Here is a 20,161-nt window from a genome sequence, read left to right on the forward strand (position 1 = left end):
AGGACGCTCGCGCAGCGCCCGCTCAGCCCGCGCCGGTGACGGTCAGGGCGATGAGCACGACGTTGAGCGCCACGATCAGGGCGATCACCGTCCACGCGATGATCCGCACCGGCCGCCGGTCGGCGAACTCGCCCATCAGCGCGCGGTCGCCCGTGAGGCGGATGAGCGGCACGAGCGCGAACGGGATCCCGATCGAGAGCACCACCTGGCTGAGCACGAGCGCCCAGGTCGGGTCGATCCCGACCGCGAGCAGCACCAGCGCCGGCACGAGCGTCACGACCCGGCGCGCCAGGATCGGCACCCGCACGGTGAGCAGCCCCTTCATGATCACCGATCCGGCGTAGGCGCCGACCGAGGTCGAGGCGAGGCCCGAGGCGAGCAGCCCGATGGCGAAGATCGTGGCGATCGACGGGCCGAGCGCCGCCTGGATCGCGACGTAGGCGCCGGGGATGGTGTCGGTTCCGTCGACGCCCCTGAGACTGGATGCGGCCAGCAGCAGCATGGCGATGTTGACCGCGCCGGCCAGCGCGAGCGCCACGATCACGTCGGTGCGGGTGGCCGAGAGCAGCCGGCGCACGCGGGGCGCGGTGACGTCGAGGGAGGCGTGCGGGGCCGGGGTGGCAACAGAGGTGGTGGTAGGGACCGCAGTCGCGACTGTCACCCCACGCGCCACCCGCGCCTCCCCCGTGAAGTCGCTCGCCTCGGCCACCGACGCGAACTCCGCATGGTGCCGGTCGCGCGCCAGCGCCGAGTGCAGGTAGATCGCGTGCGGCATCACGGTGGCCCCCAGCATGCTGGCCGCCAGCAGCACCGTCGGCGCCCCGTCGAACCGCGGGATCAGGCCGTCGACGGCGGCGCCCCAGTCGACGTCCGAGACGAACATCCCCGCCAGGAAGCCGATCGCGATCACCGCGAGCAGCCCGATGATCACGAACTCGAACGACCGCTGGCGCCGATTGGCCTGGATCAGCAGCAGCCCGAGCGACACCACCCCCACGATGAGCCCGCCCACCACGAGCGGCAGCCCGAACAGCAGGTTGAGCGCGAGCGCCCCGCCGATCACCTCGGCGATGTCGGTGGCGGCGGCGACCAGCTCGGCCTGCAGCCAGAAGGCGCGCCTGGTCCACGGGCGCGCCCGCGAGCCGATGTGCTCGGGCAGCGTCTTGCCCGTGACCACGCCGAGCTTCGCCGACTGGTACTGGATGAGCATCGCCATCAGGTTCGCCAGCACCAGCACCCACACCAGCAGGTACCCGTACTGGGCTCCCGACGTGAGGTTCGCGGCGACGTTGCCGGGGTCGACGTACGCGATCGAGGCGACGAACGCCGGCCCGAGCAGCGCGAGCGGATGCCACCACCGCGGGCGCAGGCCCGACGGCGGGGTCACCGGTCCCGCCTCCGGCCGCAGCGCACTTTTAGGCATGCCGAAAAATTAGCACGCACCGCCGACTCCCGGGAGGGGGTGCACCCGCCAGGGATAGTGTGACGAGGTGACTTCCTCCGATCAGGCCCCGCCCGCGCCCGCGCTCACCGACGCGGCCGTGCCGTTCCTCACGGAGTACCGCCTCGCGACCCTCACGACCCTCCTCGCCGACGGCTCGCCGCATGTGGTCCCGGTCGGCTTCACCTACGACGCCGAGGCGACCCCGCCCCGCGTGCGGATCATCACCAACCGCACCTCCCAGAAGGTGCTCAACGTGCGCCGCGACGCCCGGGCGAGCGTCTGCCAGTTCGAGGGCGCCGCGTGGCTGACCTTCTCCGGCCCGGCGGTCGTGCTCGACGACCCCGATGCGGTGGCGGATGCGGTGGCCCGCTACGCCGCCCGCTACCGTCAGCCGCGCGAGAACCCGTTGCGCGTGGTCATCGAGATCGAGGTCACGAAGACGATGGGCTCGTCGGGCCTGCTTGCCTGAGGGGCTTCGCTGGCCTGGCGGGCTTCGCTGGCATGACGGTCAGCAGGACGGGTAGCAGGACGCGGTCAGGCGCCGAGGAGCGCCGGGAGGTCGGCCATCGCCGTGAAGACCGTGCGCGCTCCGGCGGCGAGTAACGCCTCCGGGGCGGTGTGCGCCACGTCGCCCGGCGCGAACGCGAACACCGTCGCCCCGGCAGCCACTCCGGCCGTGACCCCCGCCACCGTGTCCTCGACGACGGCGGCCCGTGACGGATCCACACCCAGCGCGGAGGCCGCAGCAAGATAGACATCGGGAGCCGGCTTGGTGCGGGCGTACTCGAGCCCGCTGAAGACCCGGTCGCCGAACGCCTCGGCGAGCCCGAGGGCCGCGAGCTGCATCTCGATCTTGGGGCGGTCGGCGCCCGAGACGCAGGCGATCCGGTCGCCGTAGGCCGCCTGCACCGCCCGCACGGCGGCGCCGGCACCGGGGATCTCGCGGAGCCCCAGTCGGAGCCCCTCGTTGCGCCGCCGCCGGAAGTCGGCCAACCACGAGTCCGTCACCTCGAAGCCGGTGTGCTCGCGGATGAGCGGCGCCTCGTCCTTCAGCGCCCGCCCGACGAACAGCCGCACGCACTCCGCGGGCTCGAGGTGCCAGCCGAGCTCGCCGAGCATCCCGCGCAGCACCTCGTTCGTGATCCCCTCGGAGTCGGCGAGCACCCCGTCGCAGTCGAACAGCACCGCGTCGAAGGGCAGGGCGCGCCCGCCCGCGCCAGCCACCGCGTCCGCACCGCTCACCGGCGGGCCGCCTCGAGCAGGCCTCGCACCCGGTGCGGCATGGCCTCGACCAGCGAGAGCGCCGTGTTCGTGCGCATCACGCCCTCGACGCGCAGCATCCGGCTGGTGAGGCTGTGCAGGTGCTGCGGATCGCGCGCGACGACCTTCGCCAGCAGGTCGGCGTCGCCGGTGGTCGCGTGCATCTCGACGATCTCGGGGATCTCGGCGAGCTCCGCCATCGCCGTGCTGTCGTTGGCCTGGCTGATCGCGATCCACACGAAGGCGACCAGCGGGTAGCCGAGCGCGGCCGGGGCGACCCGGCGACTGAACGGGCCAAGCGCGCCGCCCGCCGTCATCCGCTTCAGTCGTGCGTGCACGGTGTTGCGCGCCACGCCGAGGGTATTCGCGAGGGCCAGCACCGTCGCATCCGGGTCGTCGTCGAGCGCGAGCAGGATGCGGGAGTCGAGATCGTCGATCAGGGCCATGCTGGTCATTCTTTCACTGGCACGGCGAATCGGATGCATTCTGCTCAGTCATCCGCGGCCGGTTTGTGCGATCGCCCTCGCGCTCGGGACAATTCGAGCATGACCTCGTCACCGTCAGCGCCCACCCCACCGTCATCCTCGCCGTCGACGCCTTCGCCGCGCGCCGCGGTGCTGGCGCTGCCGGCCTACGTCGCCGGCCGCCGTGCCGACTCCGAACTGACGGCCGCCCTCGCCTCGAACGAGAGCCACTACCCACCGTTGCCCTCGGTGCTCGAGGTCGTGCGGCACTCGGCGGGCACGATCAACCGCTACCCCGACAACACCGCCCTGCCGCTGCGCACCCTCATCGCCGAGAAGCTCGGCGTCGAGGTCGACGAGACCGCGGTCGGGCCGGGCAGCACGGGTGTGCTGCAGCAGATCATCACCTCGGTCTGCGATTCGGGCGACGAGGTGGTCTTCGCGTGGCGCTCGTTCGAGGCGTACCCGATCCTCGTGCGCCTGGCGGGAGCCGTGCCCGTCGCGGTGCCGCTGCTCGCCGACGAGGGCCACGACCTCGACGCCATGGCCGAGGCGATCACCGACCGCACGCGCCTGGTCATCCTGTGCACCCCGAACAACCCGACCGGTGTCTCGCTGGGCTCGGCCGAGGTCGAGCGGTTCCTGGAGCGGGTGCCGTCGCACGTGCTCGTGGTGATCGACGAGGCCTACACCGAGTACGCGACTCGGGGGGTGGATGCGGACGCGGCCGACTCGCTCGACGCCATCGCGACCTTCCGGCGGCACCCGAACGTCTGCGTGCTGCGCACCTTCTCCAAGGCCTACGGGCTGGCAGGCCTCCGCGTCGGCTACGCGGTCGCCGCGCCAGTCGTCGCCGACGGACTCCGCCGCTCGGGCATGCCCTTCGCCGTGAGCGCCCTGGCGCAGCAGGCGGCGATCGCGTCGCTCGAGGCCCAGGACGAGATCTCGGCCCGCGTGGCCGCCGTCGTCGCTGAGCGCACCCGTGTGATCGCCGCCCTGCGCGCTCAGGGCTGGGACACCACCGACAGCCAGGCCAACTTCGTCTGGCTGCGCATGCCCGACGACGAGCGCCTCGCCCTGGTCGAGCACCTCGACTCGAACGACATCCTCGTGCGGGGCTACGTCGGCGACGGCGTCCGCATCTCGCTCGCGGATGCCGCCTCGAACGATCGCGTGCTCGGCGTGCTGAACGGGGTGCGCCAGGCGTACGTCGACAGCGCTCCGCACGGCGCCTCCCGCCACGGATCCGCACGTATGCCGGCCGAGGCATGAACCGCGGCCGAGCCGGCGGGGCGCCCTCATCCACCGTCCAGGAGCCCCGCGACGACGCAGCACCCACGGCCGCGCCACGCCGTGACCCCCTCAAGCACTCGGCGATCGAAGACATCGCGGGAGTCCTGACCGGCACCTTCGTCGCCTCGATCGGGATCTTCCTGCTCAAGTCGACCGGCGCCGTGACCGGTGGCACCGCGGGCCTCGCGCTCCTTCTCAGCTACGTCGTGCCGCTCCCGTTCGGCGTGGTGTTCTTCGGCCTCAACGTGCCCTTCTTCGCCCTCGCGCTCTGGAAGAAGGGTCTCTCCTTCACCCTCCGCACCGCCGCCAGCGTCGGTCTCGTCTCGGTGTTCTCGCTGATCAACCCGCTCGCCGTGGCGTTCGACCATCTCGACCCGGTGTTCGCGGTGATCGCCGGAAACCTGCTCGCGGGCATCGGGCTGCTGGTGCTGTTCCGGCACCGCTCGAGCCTCGGCGGGTTCAACATCGTCGCCCTCCTCGTTCAGGAGAAGCTCGGCTGGCGGGCCGGCTACGTGCAGATGGCGATGGATGTCACGGTCGTGGTCTGCTCGCTCGCGGTCGTGCCGCCGCTCACGGTCGCCCTCTCGGCGGCGGGTGCGGTCATCCTGAACCTGGTGCTGGCGCTCAACCATCGACCGGGGCGATACGCCGGGATGTGAGCGACCGGCATCCCGCGACCGGGCGCAGTTAGGCTGGTGCCATCATGTCGCGCCATGCATCCTCTCCCGGCCTCGGGCTCGAGATCGCGACCGAGAACTACCTCAAGTCGATCTACGCCCACACCGAGTGGCAGCCGGCGCCGATCACCCCGTCGGTGCTCGCCGCGCGGCTCGGGGTCGCGCCCTCGTCGGTGACCGAGATGGTGAAGAAGCTCGCTGCCGCCGGGCTGATCACGCACGTGCCCTACGGTCCGCTCACCCTGACCCCCGAGGGCCGGATGCGCGCGGTCGGCGTGGTGCGTCGGCACCGGCTGATCGAGACCTGGCTGGTGCGCGAGATGGGCTTCGGCTGGGACGAGGTGCACGACGAGGCCGAGGTGCTGGAGCACGCCATCAGCGACCGGCTGCTCGATGCGATCGACGAGCGGTTGGGGCGGCCGGGGCAGGATCCGCACGGGGATCCGATCCCCTCGGCCGCGGGCGAGGTGCCGGTGTTCGAGGCGGTGCTGCTGGCCGAGGCTCCCGAGGGTCACACGGCCTGCGTGGTGCGCATCAGCGACCGCGACGCCGCGCTGCTGCGCGCCCTGGCCGAGGGTGGGATCGGCCCGGGCACCGAGGTGCGCGTGGGTGCCGGGGCGTTGACGCCTCTCGCGGGTGGATCCGTCGTCGCGGTACCGCCCCACGCTGCCGACGCCATCTGGCTCGCCCTCTGACCCGCGCCCTCCCGCCCGCGCCCCCTTCGTCCCCACCCCGCGCCTCCCGCCCGCGCCATCTCCCCCACTTCGCCGAGAAGTCACTTTCACGTCCAAAACCCGCGCCTCAGACGTAAACGTGACGTCTCGGCGCATGGGGGGAGGGCGCCGGGGGGTCAGCGGAGGGTGCGGAGGGACGCTACCGCCGCCTCGAGCGCCGCGAGCGCCGAGACGAGCTCGGCACGGGTGGTGTCGGCTCCGAGGGTGAAGCGCACGGCGGTCTGCGCGACGCGCGGCGGGATCCCGAGCGCCAGCAGCACGGGCGACGGCTCGTCGCTGCCCGCCGCGCACGCCGAGCCGCTCGAGACGATCACCCCCCGCTCCTCGAGCCCGAGCAGCACCCCCTCCCCGCTCGTCCCCGGAAAGCAGAACGACGCGACCGACGGAAGCCGGCGTTCCGGGTGCCCCGTGAGCACCGCATCCGGAACCCGCTCGAGCACGCCCCGCACGAACTCATCCCGCAAGGCGGTGGTCGCGGCGGCGGAGGCGGCGACGCGGGCCGGATCCGCGAGCGACACCGCCGCCGCGAGCCCCACCGCGAAGGCGACGTTCTCGGTGCCCGAACGTCGGCCGCGCTCCTGGCCGCCGCCGTGCAGCACGGGTTCGAGCCCGATGCGCTGCCGCACGACGAGCGCGCCGACCCCTTTCGGAGCCCCGAGCTTGTGGCCCGAGATGCTGAGGGCGTCGACCCCGAGGGCATCGAGGCGCAGGTCGAGCCAGCCCGCGGCCTGCACCGCATCTGTATGGAAGGGGATGCCCCGATCCCGCGCGGCCGCCGCCAGCGCGGACACCGGCTGCACCGTGCCGATCTCGTTGTTGGCGAGCATCACGGTGGCCAGCGCCGTGTCGGGCCGGAGGGCCGCGGCGAACTCGGCGGGGTCGATCAGGCCGGCGGCATCCACCGGCACGACCGTCGACTCGAAGCCGTGCACGCGGTGCAGGTAGTCGACCGACTCGACGACGGCGGGGTGCTCGGTGGCGCCGAGCACGAGGTGGCGGCCGCGGGTCGACGCCAGCGCGATGCCCTTGACCGCGAGGTTGTCGGCCTCGGTGCCGCCCGAGGTGAAGACGACCTCGGCGGGCCGGCAGCCGAACCACTCGGCCACCGTGCGGCGGGCGTCGGCCAGGGCGCGGGCGGCGGATGCTCCGACGCCGTGGTGGCTCGACGGGTTGCCGAACTCGCCCGTGAGGTACGGCCACATCGCCTCGAGCACCTCGCGGCGCACGGGTGTGGTGGCGGCGGCGTCGAGGTAGATCATGGGGTGGGGGTGGATGAGGTGGCCACCTCGAACCCGACGTCGAGGCCGAGGTCGAGCGCGCGCACGCTGTGCGTCAGGGCGCCGACCGAGATGACGTCGACGCCCGTCTCGGCGATGGCCGCCACCGTCGCAAGACTCACCCCACCGCTCGCCTCGACCAGCGCGCGGCCAGCCACCTGAGCGACCCCCGCCCGCAGGTCGTCGAGGCTGAAGTTGTCGAGCATGATCGTGTCGACCCCCGCCGCCAGCACCGGCTCGATCTGGTCGAGGCGGTCGACCTCGACCTCGAGGTGGGTGGTGTGCGACATCCGTGCGCGCACGCTGCGCAGCGCCTCGGTCACGTCGCCGCCGTGCTGCGCGGCGAGCACCGCGAGGTGGTTGTCCTTCGCGAGCACCGCATCCGAGAGCGAGAAGCGGTGGTTGTGCCCGCCGCCATCGCGCACCGCCGCGCGTTCGAGGGCGCGGAGCCCCGGCGTCGTCTTGCGCGTGTCGACCAGCCGCACCGACGTGTGGGCGACCGCGGCGACGTACTGCGCGGTGAGGGTCGCGATGCCGCACATCCGCTGGGTGAGGTTGAGGGCGACCCGCTCGGCGCGCAGCACGCCCCGCGCCGGCCCGGACACCCGCGCGAGCACCTGGCCCGCCGCGAACGCCTCGCCGTCGGCGACGAGCAGCGCGGTCTGGATGCGCGGATCGGCCAGCCGCATCGCCGCCGCGAACAGCGCGCCGCCGCTGAACCTCCCGGGCTCCCGGGCGTCGAGCGTGGCCTCGACCCGGGCCTCGGCGGGGATGAGCAGCTCGGACGTCACGTCTCCCCACGGCGCGTCCTCGGCCAGCGCGCGGCTCACGACGTCGTCGACGATCTGGGTGGTGATCATGCGGTGACCTTTGCTCTGTGGATGCGGGGGAGGTGGGGGTGGGAGTGCACCTCGACGCCGGGCGCGGCATCGAAATGCGATTCAGGATGCGGAAGCTGCGCGACGGGCGCATCAGCCAGAACCGGGACGAGGTGGTGGGCGAACGCGGGGTCGACCGCCGGGAAGTCGGCTCGGAAGTGCGCGCCGCGCGACTCCTCCCGCGCCAGTGCCGACGCCACCACCGCCCGGGCGAGCAGCAGGAGGTTCGGGGTCTCGAGCCGCTCGATCTCGATCGGGTCGAACGCGGGGGCCGTGGATGCGCCGGACTCCTGCGCGATCAGTGGGGTTCGTGCGATCGGCGCGATCTGCCAGCTCGCCAGGCGGGCCGCGGCCTCGCGCAGACTCGCGCCGTCACGGTGGACGCCCGCCGCGCGCCAGAGGAGTTCGTGCAGCTCGGCCCGCGTGGGTTCCTTCGTGACGATCGCGGCCGTGGCGGCGAGTGTGCCATCGTCCGATCTCTGCGAACCTCCGGCCGCCTCACCCAGTTGCCGCGGAAAAATCGAGGACGACAGCGCCCCCGGCACCGGCACCCGGCGGAAGGCCGGGGCGTCGAAGACGGGAGGCGCGGCGGGGGTGCCGGCTACCGCATCCGCTTGCACCGCATCCACTCGGGCCGCACCCGCCCGGATCGCCTCCGCCGCCCGGTGCGCGAACACGACCGACTCGAGCAGCGAGTTCGAGGCGAGCCGGTTCGCCCCGTGCACGCCGGTGCAGGCGACCTCGCCGACCGCGAACAGGCCGGGTAGGGAGGTGCGGCCGTCGAGGTCGGTGGCGATGCCGCCCATCCAGTAGTGGGCGGCCGGGGCGACGGGGACGGGCTCGCGGGTCCAGTCGAAGCCCGCGGCCAGCGCGGCGGCGGTGATGGTGGGGAAGCGCCGACGCAGCTCCTCGGCACCGATACCGGTCGCGTCGAGCACGACGGGCTGCCCGGTCTCGATCATCTCGCGGGCGATCTCGCGCGCCACGACGTCGCGCGGGGCGAGATCGGCGAGCGGATGCCGCCCGGCCATGAACCGCTCACCCCGGGCGTTGCGCAGCACGGCCCCATCCCCGCGCACCGCCTCGGAGACCAGGAACGACCCCGGCACCGCCAGCGCGGTCGGGTGGAACTGCACGAACTCCACGTCGGCGAGCACCGCCCCGGCGCGCAGGGCGGCAGCGGCGCCGTCTCCGGTGGTGACCGCGGGGTTGGTGGTGTGGGGGTAGAGCTGGCCGATGCCGCCCGTGGCGAGCACGACGACGTCGGCCGCCAGCACCTCGCGCCGGCCCCCGCGCAGCAGCTCGACGCCGCCGACCCGGCGCTCTTCTGTTTCGGCCCCCTCCGTCACGAGGTCGACCAGGAAAGCGTGCTCGACGACCCGGATGCCGGCCGCCGCCACCGCGCGCACGAGCGCCGACTCGACCTCGAACCCGGTGGCGTCGCCGCCGGCGTGCAGGATGCGGTGGAACGAGTGCGCCGCCTCCAACCCCGCGTCGAAGTCGGGGAACTCCTCGACGGCGGACGCCGCCCGCGGGTCCGACGCGCCCGGTTCTTCCAGCGCGCCCGACCCACCAGGCGCATCCGATCCCGCGAGCGGCGGAACCGCCGCACCCGGCTCGCGCAGGTCGAAGGCCACGCCCCAGCGCAGCAGGTCGCGGATGCGGTCCGGCCCGTCGCCGCACAGCACCTCCACCGCGCGCGGGTCGCACAGCCCGGCCCCGGCCGCGAGGGTGTCGGCGACGTGCGCCGCGACCGAGTCGCCCGGCATCACGGCCGCCGCGACCCCGCCCTGGGCGTAGCGGGTGTTGCCGTCCGAGACGGCGCCCTTCGTCACCACGGTCACGTCGACCGCCGGCCCGAGCGCCAGCGCCGTCACGAGCCCGGCGACCCCGCTCCCGACGACCACGACCCGCGGCGGCGCACCCGCCGCATCCACCCCACTCGAGGCCGCGCCGGCCACCGACGCACCGCCACCACCGCCCGCACCGGCGGCCCCCACCCCCCTCATGGCCGGGCCGCGAGCATCCGCTCGAGGGCGACGCGGGCGGGCTCGGCCACGTCCTCGGGCACCGTGATCTGGTTCAGCACCACCCCGTCGACGAGCGACTCGAGCACCCACGCGAGGTACCCCGGGTGGATCCGGTACATCGTCGAGCATGGGCAGATCACGTCGTCGAGGCAGAAGATCGTGTGCTGCGGGTACTCGTTCGCGAGCCGCTGCACGAGGTTGATCTCGGTGCCGATGGCGAAGGTCGATCCGGCCGGCGCCGCAGCGATCGCCTTGACGATGAAGTCGGTCGACCCGGAGGAGTCGGCCGCATCCACGACCGCCATCGGGCATTCGGGGTGGACGATCACGCGCACATCCGGGTGGGCCGCACGGGCGCGCTCGATCTGGTCGACCGTGAAGCGCTTGTGCACCGAGCAGAATCCGTGCCACAGGATGACCTGCGCGTCGAGCAGCTCGTCGGCGCTCGAACCGCCGAGGGGCTTCCGCGGATTCCACATCGGCATCCGCTCGAGCGGCACGCCCATGGCCTTCGCGGTGTTGCGCCCCAGGTGCTGGTCGGGGAAGAACAGCACCCGCTGCCCCCGCTCGAACGCCCACTCGAGCACGGTCGCCGCGTTCGAGGAGGTGCAGACGATCCCGCCGTGCCGGCCGCAGAACCCCTTGAGGTCGGCCGCGGAGTTCATGTAGGTGACCGGGATGACGGGCACCCGGCCGTCGGCATCGGGCTCGGTGCCGTACAGCTCAGTGAGCTCAGCCCAGGCCGCCTCGACCGAGTCGATGTCGGCCATGTCGGCCATCGAGCAGCCCGCGGCGAGGTTCGGCAGGATGACGGACTGCGCCGGCCCCGCGAGGATGTCGGCCGTCTCGGCCATGAAGTGCACGCCGCAGAACACGATCGCCTCGGCATCGGGCCGCGCCTTCGCGGCGTTCGCGAGCTGGAACGAATCGCCCACGAAGTCGGCGTACTTCACCACCTCATCACGCTGGTAGAAGTGGCCGAGGATGACGACGCGGTCGCCGAGCTGGGCCTTCGCGGCGCGGATCCGTACATCCAATTCGTCCTTCGACGCGGTCGTGTACTGCTCGGGCAGCACGCCCTGGCGCGGGGTCGCGGCCGGGATCGGGTCGGCCATCGAAGCGCCCGGGCCGTAGACGGGGGCGGGGAGGAGGTCGATCGTCCAGGGTCCGTCGGCGAGCTCGGGCGCGCAGACGGCACCGGTCTGCCCGGGGGCGCTCGGGGTGCGGGCGGCGATGAGCTGGATCTCGGCGTCGACTGACAGCGGGGTTGCGGTCATGGGTGCGGCTTTCTCGGGGGTTCGGGTGGGGTGGGGTGGATGCTCAGGATGCTCAGGATGCGGATGCCGGGCGCACGGCCGGGGCGAGCGGCCCGCGGTCGGCCGGGTCGACGGCGTTGTTGTACCGGTAGAGCTTCGGCGGCCGGTAGCTCGTGCCCGTGACGCGCTTGCCGGTGGGCACGACCGCGTTCGACGACTCGATCTGGCGGCGGAAGTTCGCCGGATCCAGGCTCCGCCCGAGCACCGCCTCGTGCACCTCGCGCAACTCGGCCAGGGTGAAGGTGTCGCCGAGGAAGGCGTGCGCGATCCGGCTGTACTCGACCTTGTTGCGCAGCCGCCAGAGCGCGTACTCGACGATCACGTCGTGGTCGAACGCGAGATCGGGCAGGTCGTCGACCGAGAACCAGGCGACGTTCGCATCCGGTGTCTCGACGCTCGCGGGGGTGGCCTGGCTCGCCTGGTCGGCGTTCACGAGGGCCCAGTACACGATCGAGACGACCCTGTCCTTCGCGCCGTCGGGCGAGCGGTCGAGGGTTCCGAAGGCGTAGAGCTGCTCGAGGTAGTTGGGGGCGAGCGCGGTCGTCGCGGCGAGGGTGCGGGCGGCGGAGGCCTCGAGATCCTCGTCGAGCTGCAGCGGGCCGCCGGGCAGCGCCCACTGCCCCTCGTACGGCGGGCGGATGCGGCGGACCAGCGGCAGCCAGAGCGACGGCAGCGAGGCGGGTGCGCTGGGCACCTCGGGGCGATCGGGCCGCAGCGCGAAGATCACGGTGGAGACCGCGAGGGCGATGCCCGGGGAGTCGTCGTGGAGCGTCATGGCAGCCATCCTCTAAAGGTTGGACTGACTATAACCCCTTAAGGTCAGATGCACCCAAACAATTTCGGCGCGCTCAGTCAGGGGTGCAGCCCTGGCCGTCCGCCATGCAGAGCGGATGCTCGGCTCGCCACTTCTCGATGTTCGCCTGCACGCTGTCCTCGAGTTCCTTCTTCGCGGCGTCCCAGCCGTCGACCCAGGTGAACGTGGGGGAGCCGGTTCCGGTCTCGCCTCCGCCGCCGCCACCGCCACCATCGCCGGAGCCGCTGCCGGACGGCTGGGCCGCGAGGCGGGCCTGCTCGTCGACCCAGGCCTGCTGCGAGGCCTGCGCGGCACGCGACTTCGCGACCAGCTCGCCGACCAGGCGCGCGGTGTCGGCCGTCGCCGCCGGCGTGTTCTGCTGCTCGACGACCGCCAGATAGAGGGTGTCGCGCACGCCCTGCTCGGCGTTAGGGGTCTCCGCGTTGAGCACGCGCGACGAGGTCGCGATCACGTGCACCCGCGCGGCGTCGAGGGCCTGAAGGACGGCCGAGGAGTCGAGCGCGACGAGCTGGTTCCAGCCGCCGGGCGGGAGGACACGGTCGCTTGTGCTTGCGGTCGCGCTTGGGCTTGGGCTCGTGCTCGTGCTCGGGCTCGGGCTCGTGCCGGGCGTCGCTGTCGCAGTGGCCGTCGCCGCCCCGATCGACGCATCCGCCGCGGCGAGGTCGAGGTCGAGCCGGGTGACCGCATCCTCGAGGCCCACCTTCGACTCGGGCGAGGCGAACCCGTCGAGCGCGGCGACCATGCCGTGCACCGATGCGGCGAGCGCCACGGCGTTCTGGTCGGCGACGTACGCGGGAACGACCGGCGTGGCGGTCGGTGTCGGCGTCGCTTCGGCGGCGGCCACCGGCTCGACCGCGGGCGATTCTGCGGCCCCGGGATCCGTGCATCCGCTCACTCCGAGCAGCAGTGCCGAGAGCACCACTCCTGCACCGATCGTCATCCAGGCGCGCTTATCCACAGTTCCCCCCTCGCGGGAGCCCCTCAGCATCCCGTTCGCCATCCTAGGAGACATGAGAAGACACCAAGACCCCCTGAGACTCGGCCGACCGGCAGCGGTAGCCTGGAGCCACCCGCACCGCCGAGAGCCACCGCTCGAAGCCACCGCCGAGTGTCGGTACTGATTGCCGGCGCTGAGAAGCACCGCTAGAAGTCACTGCTGAGAGTCACCGTTCTGAAGGAGACGCACATGCCCCGCCGCGACGAGATCGAATGCTGGCTGACCGACATGGACGGCGTGCTCGTCCATGAGAACCACCCCATCCCCGGCGCCGCCGAGCTGCTGCAGCAGTGGCGCGACGAGGGCAAGCCCTACCTGGTGCTCACGAACAACTCGATCTTCACGCCCCGCGACCTCAGTGCCCGCCTGCGCTCGAGCGGGCTCGAGGTACCCGAGGAGTTCATCTGGACCTCGGCGCTCGCGACCGCCGCGTTCCTCAAAGACCAGATGCCGGGCGGCAGTGCCTTCGTCATCGGCGAGGCGGGCATCACGACCGCCCTGCACGAGGCCGGCTTCATCATGACCGAGACGGCGCCCGACTACGTCGTGATCGGCGAGACCCGTAACTACTCCTTCGAGGCCATCACGAAGGCGGTGCGGCTGATCGGCGCAGGCTCGCGGTTCATCGTGACGAATCCGGATGCGACGGGGCCGAGTGCCGAGGGCCCCCTCCCGGCGACGGGTGCGATCGCCGCGATGATCACGAAGGCCACCGGCAAGGAGCCCTACGTGGTGGGCAAGCCGAACCCGATGATGTTCCGGTCGGCGATGAACCGGATCGGGGCGCACTCCGAGAACACGGGCATGATCGGCGACCGGATGGACACGGATGTGGTGGCCGGCATCGAGGCGGGCCTCCACACGATCCTCGTGCTCACCGGCATCAGCGACCAGGCCGAGATCACGAAATACCCCTTCCGGCCCGACGAGATCATCGACTCGGTGGCCGACCTGCTCGCCCGCGAGCCGGTCGAGACCGAGCTCTAGGTCGCGGAGGGTCTTGGATCGGTCGCGGAGCGGTCGCGGCCGTCAGCGGAAGTCGCGCGGCATCCGTTCGGCGGGAATCGCACGAGGGCGGCGGCCGTAGCCGTCACGGGCGGTGGTCACGACCGTCGCGATCACGCCGACGAGGGACAGGATTCCGAGGAGGATCAGCAAAAGCATCATGGCAGCAACGCTACGGACCACGAACTGATGCCACGAGTGGCGGCAACGCCGAACTGCGTCGAAATCCTGCCAGAACCGACGTCGATGGCCGCGACACCCCGGCGCCAACCCTGTGAGAATCCCCGACACCCTGGTAGTGCCGTCCGCTAGTATCGACCGGCGAAGCGGATGCCCATTCCTCCCCGGGCGACTGAACCGAGAAGGACACCACTGTGACTGACAGCGATGTGCGCCCCAGGCGCCAGAACTCCGGCCCCGTTCGACACGGTCGACTGCACACTCCGTCGCCCGTCGCCGCAGTGGTCAAGACCCTCGCGGTCGTCCTCGCCGTCGCCCTTGTGAGCGCCGGAGCGGTCACCGCCTACGCCGTCTCGAGCGTCACCCAGCAGTTCAGCGCCAACGCAGTCGACATCTCGAACGGCGAGGATGCGCCCGCGCCGCCGCCGTTCCTCAGCGCCTTCGAGGGCGGCTTCAACATGCTGGTGATCGGCACCGACAACGACCCGAACCAGGGCGACAGCTTCGGCGAGCGCGACGCCACCCTCAACGACGTGAACATCCTGCTGCACGTCTCGGCCGACCACCAGAACGCGGTGGTCGTGAGCTTCCCGCGCGACCTGGTGATCCCGCATCCCGAGTGCGAAGACCCGACGACCGGCGACGTCTACGACTCGATGAGCGCCCAGCCGCTGAACGAGGCGTTCAGCCGTGGCGGCCTCGCCTGCGTCACCAAGACGGTCTCGAACCTCACGGGCCTCAACATCCAGTACGCGGCGGCGACCTCGTTCAACGGCGTGATCGAGATGACGAACGCGGTCGGCGGCGTGCCCGTCTGCCTCGTGGATGCGATCTCGGACACCGACTCCGGCCTCGACCTCCCTGCCGGCACGAGCGTCATCGAGGGCCAGATGGCGCTCGCCTTCCTCCGCAACCGGCACGGTGTCGGCGACGGCTCCGACCTCGCGCGCATCGCCTCGCAGCAGCAGTACCTCTCGTCGCTCATCCGCACCATGAAGAGCGCGAACACACTGAGCGACCTGACCAAGCTCTACGGCCTCGCCACCGCGGCCGGTCAGAACATCCTGCCCTCGAAGTCGCTGGCCAGCCCCGACGCCATGGTGTCGCTGGCGCTGACCCTGAAGGATGTCGACCTCTCGAAGATCGTCTTCGTGCAGTACCCGGCGGCGAGCTCGTCGGCGTACCCGAACAAGGTCGTCCCCGTGGTCGACACGGCCGACGAGCTGTTCGCGAAGGTGCTGGCCGACGAGCCGTTCACCCTGCCCGAGGACTCGACCGGCACCGGCTCGACGGTGGTCGCCGACCCCGCGGCGCCTGAGGCCACGCCGGCTCCCACGGCTGACGCCGGGGCAGACCCCGCGACGCCCGCGACGGATGCCCCGACGACGGATGCGCCGGTCGCCGCCGCTCCCGAGGTCATCGACGGCCTGAAGGGCCAGACCGCGGCCGAGCAGACCTGCGCCAACCCCTTCACCGACTGAGCCGTCCGGAACGTCCCGACGGCCGGCGAGAGCAGCCCCGAGACGTTTCGCGTCTCGGCCGATCCGAGGTCGTCGACACGGGACCAGACCAGGGTCTGACTCGAAGATCATCCCGGGGTACCACGGGTTCATCCCGGGGTCCGATCCCCCGGATATCGGCGTTTCGTAGCGTAAGAACATGACTTCAGACACCATCACCCCCGAGAACCCCACCCCCGCCGCGGATACCGACGCCGCCACTCCCGACGCCACCACCGGCCCCCAGCTGCCCGCGGCCACCACCACTGCGATCCCGGTCGCATCGACCCCCGCCCTGCCCCAGACCGCGTGGGTCGGCGGCTACGGACAGCCGACGGCGTCCGCCCAGCAGACCGGATACGCCCAGCCTGGCGCGAACGGATCCTGGGCCGGCTACCCCCAACAGACCGCAGACCCCCGGCAGCCGACGTTCGTCGCGCCGCCCCAGCAGCCCACCGCTCCGCTGCAGCCCGCATCCGGTCCCGCCTACCTGCCGGTGCAGCCGCGTACGAACGTGCTCGGCATCCTCACCCTGGTCTTCGGCATCCTCGGCTTCGGGGTGGTTCCCGTGGTCACCGGGCACATCGCCCTCGGCCAGATCAAGCGCAGCGGCGAGGAGGGCCGCGGGCTCACGCTCGCCGGCCTGATCCTGGGCTACGTCACGGTCGCCGGCTGGCTGCTCGTCGCCCTGTTCTGGATCGGTGCCTTCGGCGTAGCCATCCTCGCCGGCCGCTGACCCGGTGGGGACGGCACTCGCCCACCCACCCCCCTCGCCGAGAAGTCACTTTCACGTCCATAACCCCCGGTTTGCACGTAAAGGTGACTTCTCGGCGAGGGGAGTGGGGCGAGGGCCCGCGTGGTGGGTGGAGCGGGTCGGGAGTGGCGGGGGTGTGGAGTTCGGGAATGCGGTGGGCGGGGTCAGACGCCGCCGCCACCACCGCCGCCACCGCCACCGCCCGAGAAACCGCCGCCACCCGAGAAACCGCTCGAGCTGCTCGACGAACTGCCCGAGTAGGCCGAGGCCGACGTGGACGACAGGGACGAGATGGCCGAGGCGAAAAGGTAGGCGTTGAACACGTCTCCACCGCCGTACCAGTCGGGCCGGCTGCCGAGGCTCTCGTAGTAGGTGCCGAGCACCTTCGCCCACTCCGACTCGAGATCGAGCAGCACGGCGTACGGCAGCAGCTTCTCGTAGAGCTTCACGACCTGACCCCAGTCGGGCGCGTTCACCCCCGTGCGCAGCGCCCCCTCGGGGCTCTGCAGCACTCGGAAACGCTCCTCCTCGGCCCACTTCACGTACATCTCGATGCCCTCGATGTAGTCGCGCAGCTCGGCGCCCTTCGCGGTCAGCGGCGACCGGAACGCCGTCGCGAACACCACGATCACCGAGATCACGGCCGGGAACATCAGGATGACCGGAAGCCCCGACCCGAGCTCGGCGTCGGCCGACTGGGTGCCCGCGCCGATCGAGATCACGGCGAGCACGAACGCAGCGATCAACAGGAGGGCCCCGGTTCCCCGGATGCCCGACTTGAGATAGCCCTCGGCGAACGCCCGCTTTCGCGTCGCCTGCAGCACGGCGTAGACCTGCTTCGCCAGGGCGCTGTCGTTCTTCTTCAGCTCTCGGACTGACCCCGCCTGCAGGCCGTCCCCGAACAGCGCCTGCGCGAGGGAGACCTCGGCAGGGTTCAGGCCCTGGGCCGTGAGCAATCGCAGCACGTAGACCGTCTTCGACGAGAAGACCCCCGGCTCCTCCTGCTCGACGATCTGGATGTTGTGCCGCACCGCGTAGTCGACGAAGGATGCGGCCGCAGCCCGCGTGGTGCGCTTGGTGACGTCCGCCGCGATCAGCAGGTCGGCGTCGCGCGGCGGGGTGAACTCGGGGACGATGACGGGGCGACCCGGCGCATCCCGCAACCGCGTGACGCGGTAGACGATCGCGAGGACCGCGGTCGCCACGGCCAGCAGGAGGGCAATCAGCTGCACCCAGCTCGACACCGCCGAGAGGTACGAGGTGTCGGGTTCGACGAAGGTACCGGGCCGGAACGCGATGCCGATCGTCACGTTCTCACCCGCCGCGAGGTCGGTGGCGCGGCTGCTGAATACGGCTGAGCCGTCAGCCCCGTCGGCCCGGGTGATCTCGCACTGCGCGCTCGACCCCTCGCTGCCGACGAAGCAGCCCGTGCTGCCGGTGAGCGCTCCGACCAGCGCCGGAGCCACGGTGGTCGTCGTGGTGTGCACCGTGAAGGGCTGGCGCCAGAGTGTGCCGTTCGTGTCCCAGTAGAACTCGTCGTCGTCGGTGTTGTCGAAGTAGGCCGTGACGTCGGTCTGACGGTAGGTGAGCACGTAGGTCTGCTCGCCGTGCACGAAGTCGGGATCGGCACTCGTCACGATGAGGTTCTCGTCGTCGGTATCGGTCGTATACGGCCGTGGATTGCCGGAGCCGTCGGTCACCGATACCAGCGTGAGGTCGGTCGAGTGGCCCTTGTAGCGCTCGGGGATCGCCCGCTGGATGCCGTGGTTCTGATCGGCGTCGGGGAAGCGGGCGACGAAGGTCTCGACCGTGGTCAAGGTCGAGCGGCCATCACCGTCGATGCCGAGGTCGTACTGACCGTCGAAGGATTCGAACGTGAAGTCGTTGACGTCGCCGGGCTCCTCGGCGAGCGCGCCCACCGAACCGGCACCAGCCGGCACGACGGATTCGCCAGCGCCAGCGACCGAAGTCGCCGCACCCGAGCTCGCAGCCACCGCCGGGATCGCCGCACCGAACACGGCACCGCCCAGCACCCCCCCGAGCGCGAGCAGCCCCGCCACCGCCACCCGCACGATCGCCGAGCCCCGCCCCTCTCGCCTGCTTCTGCTCATGGGCTTCACTCTAGCCACGGCTCCCGACATTGCGGAGGAATGCTCACCCGAACTCATCCGGGACCCATCCCCGCTCAGCCCGCCGCCACCAGCGAGCCCCCGAGCGGCTCGCCGGAGGTGCGGCTGAAGAAGCAGGAGTAGCGGCGGTCACCGGCGCTCCAGGCCGCCGCGTCCGCCGGGTAGGAGGCCTGCCACTGCACGTCGGGCAGCGCACCCGCGGCGTCGTAGGCAAGGGCGGTCGGCGCCGTGCAGAGCAGGTTGAGCCGCGAGACCAGCTCGGCCTCGCCGGGGTACGCGGCAGCGGCATCCTCGGCGAAGAGCCCGGTCGAGACCAGCTGGGCCGTGTGGGCGGATGCGCAGTCGACGACCGTGAACCGCTGCTCCCAGGGCGAGGTGAAGCCGGTGAAGCACTCGCCTCCGCCCAGCTCGTCCCACTCGTGCACCCCCGGAGCAGCCGGCCCGGCCGGCACCGCGTCGGCCCCGGTGCTCGCCGCGGCACCTGTGGCACCTGCGGCCGGGGTCGGCGAAGCGGATGCGGCGGGAGCGGGTGTGAGGGTGGGCGTGGCGGTCGGCACGGCCGATTCGGATGCGGTGGCCGTCGGCGCGGTCGACACCAGCGACCGGCCGGTCACCCCGCCCTGCCCGATCCGCATCCCGATGAAGAACAGCGCGACCACGACCGCCAGCCCGACTGCGGCCGCCGCGATCACGAGCGCGCGGGGCTTCGAGCGCTCACGCGCCGCGGCGCCGGAAGCGCCATCTGCGCCGCGACCGCCAGCACCCGGGCCGGCGCCGGCGCCGGAATCCGCACCGCCACCCGCGGCACCAGGCCCCGGCACAACGCCGCCGCCCGACCCACCCGCCGCGTCAGCCACCGTCACTCCAGCCCGAGGTCCGCCAGCCCGATCGCGTAGTGGTACGGGTACCCGGCCTCCTCGATGCGCTCGCCCGCGCCGGTGGCCCGGTCGACCACCACGGCCACGCCGACGACGATCGCGCCGGCTTTCTCGAGCGCGGTGATCGCGGCGAGCGGCGATCCACCGGTGGTCGAGGTGTCCTCGAGCACGATCACGCGCTTGCCGGCGACGTCCGGGCCCTCCACCTGGCGACCGCGACCGTGGTCCTTCGGCTCCTTGCGCACCACGAACGCGTCGTACGCCAGGCCGCGGGCGGCACCCTGGTGCAGCACCGCGGAGGCGATCGGGTCGGCGCCCATCGTGAGGCCGCCCACCGCATCCACGTTCTTGATGCCCGCGATGAGGTCGAGCATGACCTGGCCGATCAGCGGGGCGACGCGGTGGTCGAGCGAGACCTTGCGCAGGTCGACGTAGTACGACGCCTTCTTGCCGCTCGTGAGCGTGAAATCGCCGTGGAAGACGGCATCGGACTTGATGTACTCGATGAGTTGGCTGCGCGCGTCGGTCACGT

At 71.8% G+C, this 20,161-nt stretch carries 20 protein-coding genes; 7 read left to right on the forward strand and 13 right to left on the reverse strand.

Annotated elements, in window-relative coordinates:
- Positions 1-22: 22 nt before the first annotated feature.
- On the reverse strand, positions 23-1,423 hold the full coding sequence (locus tag HSO01S_RS06650) for an Nramp family divalent metal transporter (protein WP_084361405.1): 1,401 nt from the start codon (positions 1,421-1,423) through the stop codon (positions 23-25).
- 67 nt (positions 1,424-1,490) lie between these two features.
- Between HSO01S_RS06650 and HSO01S_RS06655 the strand changes: the two genes are divergently transcribed.
- Entirely contained in the window at positions 1,491-1,913 is a 423-nt protein-coding gene (locus tag HSO01S_RS06655; protein WP_066039788.1) for a PPOX class F420-dependent oxidoreductase, read from the forward strand.
- Positions 1,914-1,978: 65 nt separating this feature from the next.
- On the opposite strand, the gene HSO01S_RS06660 is transcribed toward HSO01S_RS06655, so the two are convergent.
- Together HSO01S_RS06660 and HSO01S_RS06665 are read right to left on the reverse strand one after the other, a co-directional pair.
- Positions 1,979-2,686, reverse strand: coding sequence for an HAD family hydrolase (locus tag HSO01S_RS06660; protein ID WP_245635918.1), 708 nt, complete (start codon positions 2,684-2,686; stop codon positions 1,979-1,981).
- Positions 2,683-3,159, reverse strand: coding sequence for an Lrp/AsnC family transcriptional regulator (locus HSO01S_RS06665; RefSeq protein WP_066039789.1), 477 nt, complete (start codon positions 3,157-3,159; stop codon positions 2,683-2,685). The genes HSO01S_RS06660 and HSO01S_RS06665 overlap by 4 nt, the downstream gene beginning before the upstream one ends.
- Positions 3,160-3,249: 90 nt before the next feature.
- On the opposite strand from HSO01S_RS06665, the gene hisC reads away from it, so the two are divergent.
- From hisC to HSO01S_RS06680, 3 genes are read left to right on the forward strand one after another with little or no spacing between them, the layout of a single operon-like run.
- Positions 3,250-4,440 (forward strand): histidinol-phosphate transaminase, encoded by a 1,191-nt coding sequence (gene hisC, locus HSO01S_RS06670; protein ID WP_066039790.1) that lies wholly within the window; start codon positions 3,250-3,252, stop codon positions 4,438-4,440.
- On the forward strand, positions 4,437-5,120 hold the full coding sequence (locus HSO01S_RS06675; RefSeq protein ID WP_084361406.1) for a YitT family protein: 684 nt from the start codon (positions 4,437-4,439) through the stop codon (positions 5,118-5,120). The genes hisC and HSO01S_RS06675 overlap by 4 nt, the downstream gene beginning before the upstream one ends.
- Positions 5,121-5,164: 44 nt before the next feature.
- A complete protein-coding gene (locus tag HSO01S_RS06680) occupies positions 5,165-5,833 on the forward strand; it encodes a metal-dependent transcriptional regulator (RefSeq protein WP_066039791.1) in 669 nt (222 codons plus the stop codon).
- A gap of 155 nt (positions 5,834-5,988) precedes the next feature.
- On the opposite strand, the gene HSO01S_RS06685 is transcribed toward HSO01S_RS06680, so the two are convergent.
- The 6 genes from HSO01S_RS06685 to HSO01S_RS06710 form a co-directional block, all read right to left on the reverse strand.
- Positions 5,989-7,131, reverse strand: a complete 1,143-nt coding sequence (locus tag HSO01S_RS06685) for a cysteine desulfurase family protein (protein ID WP_066039792.1) — start codon at positions 7,129-7,131, stop codon at positions 5,989-5,991.
- The gene (gene nadC / locus HSO01S_RS06690) at positions 7,128-8,009 is read right to left on the reverse strand and encodes a carboxylating nicotinate-nucleotide diphosphorylase (protein WP_066039793.1); all 882 of its coding nucleotides are present in this window, start codon (positions 8,007-8,009) and stop codon (positions 7,128-7,130) included. The genes HSO01S_RS06685 and nadC overlap by 4 nt, the downstream gene beginning before the upstream one ends.
- On the reverse strand, positions 8,006-10,036 hold the full coding sequence (locus tag HSO01S_RS06695; RefSeq protein ID WP_084361407.1) for an L-aspartate oxidase: 2,031 nt from the start codon (positions 10,034-10,036) through the stop codon (positions 8,006-8,008). The genes nadC and HSO01S_RS06695 overlap by 4 nt, the downstream gene beginning before the upstream one ends.
- The gene (gene nadA, locus HSO01S_RS06700) at positions 10,033-11,334 is read right to left on the reverse strand and encodes a quinolinate synthase NadA (RefSeq protein WP_066039795.1); all 1,302 of its coding nucleotides are present in this window, start codon (positions 11,332-11,334) and stop codon (positions 10,033-10,035) included. Before nadA ends, HSO01S_RS06695 begins: the two co-directional genes overlap by 4 nt.
- A 52-nt stretch (positions 11,335-11,386) precedes the next feature.
- Positions 11,387-12,148 (reverse strand): NUDIX hydrolase, encoded by a 762-nt coding sequence (locus tag HSO01S_RS06705; RefSeq protein WP_066039796.1) that lies wholly within the window; start codon positions 12,146-12,148, stop codon positions 11,387-11,389.
- A gap of 73 nt (positions 12,149-12,221) precedes the next feature.
- On the reverse strand, positions 12,222-13,127 hold the full coding sequence (locus HSO01S_RS06710) for a hypothetical protein (protein ID WP_066039797.1): 906 nt from the start codon (positions 13,125-13,127) through the stop codon (positions 12,222-12,224).
- A 246-nt stretch (positions 13,128-13,373) separates the two neighbouring features.
- Here HSO01S_RS06710 and HSO01S_RS06715 point away from each other — a divergent pair, with 246 nt between their 5' ends.
- Complete coding sequence (locus HSO01S_RS06715; RefSeq protein ID WP_066039798.1) at positions 13,374-14,171, forward strand: HAD-IIA family hydrolase; 798 nt, start codon at positions 13,374-13,376, stop codon at positions 14,169-14,171.
- A 42-nt stretch (positions 14,172-14,213) separates the two neighbouring features.
- On the opposite strand, the gene HSO01S_RS18670 is transcribed toward HSO01S_RS06715, so the two are convergent.
- Positions 14,214-14,351, reverse strand: coding sequence for a hypothetical protein (locus HSO01S_RS18670; RefSeq protein ID WP_157078946.1), 138 nt, complete (start codon positions 14,349-14,351; stop codon positions 14,214-14,216).
- 212 nt (positions 14,352-14,563) lie between these two features.
- Here HSO01S_RS18670 and HSO01S_RS06720 point away from each other — a divergent pair, with 212 nt between their 5' ends.
- Both HSO01S_RS06720 and HSO01S_RS19605 read left to right on the forward strand, forming a co-directional pair.
- Entirely contained in the window at positions 14,564-15,850 is a 1,287-nt protein-coding gene (locus tag HSO01S_RS06720) for an LCP family protein (RefSeq protein ID WP_066039799.1), read from the forward strand.
- Between the two features lie 178 nt (positions 15,851-16,028).
- The gene (locus HSO01S_RS19605) at positions 16,029-16,604 is read left to right on the forward strand and encodes a DUF4190 domain-containing protein (protein ID WP_066039800.1); all 576 of its coding nucleotides are present in this window, start codon (positions 16,029-16,031) and stop codon (positions 16,602-16,604) included.
- Positions 16,605-16,786: 182 nt separating this feature from the next.
- Here the strand turns inward: HSO01S_RS19605 and HSO01S_RS06730 are convergent, their stop codons facing one another.
- The 3 genes from HSO01S_RS06730 to pyrE form a co-directional block, all read right to left on the reverse strand.
- Complete coding sequence (locus HSO01S_RS06730; protein ID WP_169799953.1) at positions 16,787-18,733, reverse strand: DUF2207 domain-containing protein; 1,947 nt, start codon at positions 18,731-18,733, stop codon at positions 16,787-16,789.
- Between the two features lie 74 nt (positions 18,734-18,807).
- Positions 18,808-19,608 (reverse strand): septum formation family protein, encoded by an 801-nt coding sequence (locus tag HSO01S_RS06735; protein WP_157078947.1) that lies wholly within the window; start codon positions 19,606-19,608, stop codon positions 18,808-18,810.
- 2 nt (positions 19,609-19,610) lie between these two features.
- Complete coding sequence (pyrE, locus tag HSO01S_RS06740; protein WP_066039803.1) at positions 19,611-20,159, reverse strand: orotate phosphoribosyltransferase; 549 nt, start codon at positions 20,157-20,159, stop codon at positions 19,611-19,613.
- Between the last annotated feature and the right edge of the window lie 2 nt (positions 20,160-20,161).

This window comes from Herbiconiux solani NBRC 106740 (genome assembly GCF_001571005.1).
In the GTDB taxonomy this organism is placed as follows: domain Bacteria; phylum Actinomycetota; class Actinomycetes; order Actinomycetales; family Microbacteriaceae; genus Herbiconiux; species Herbiconiux solani.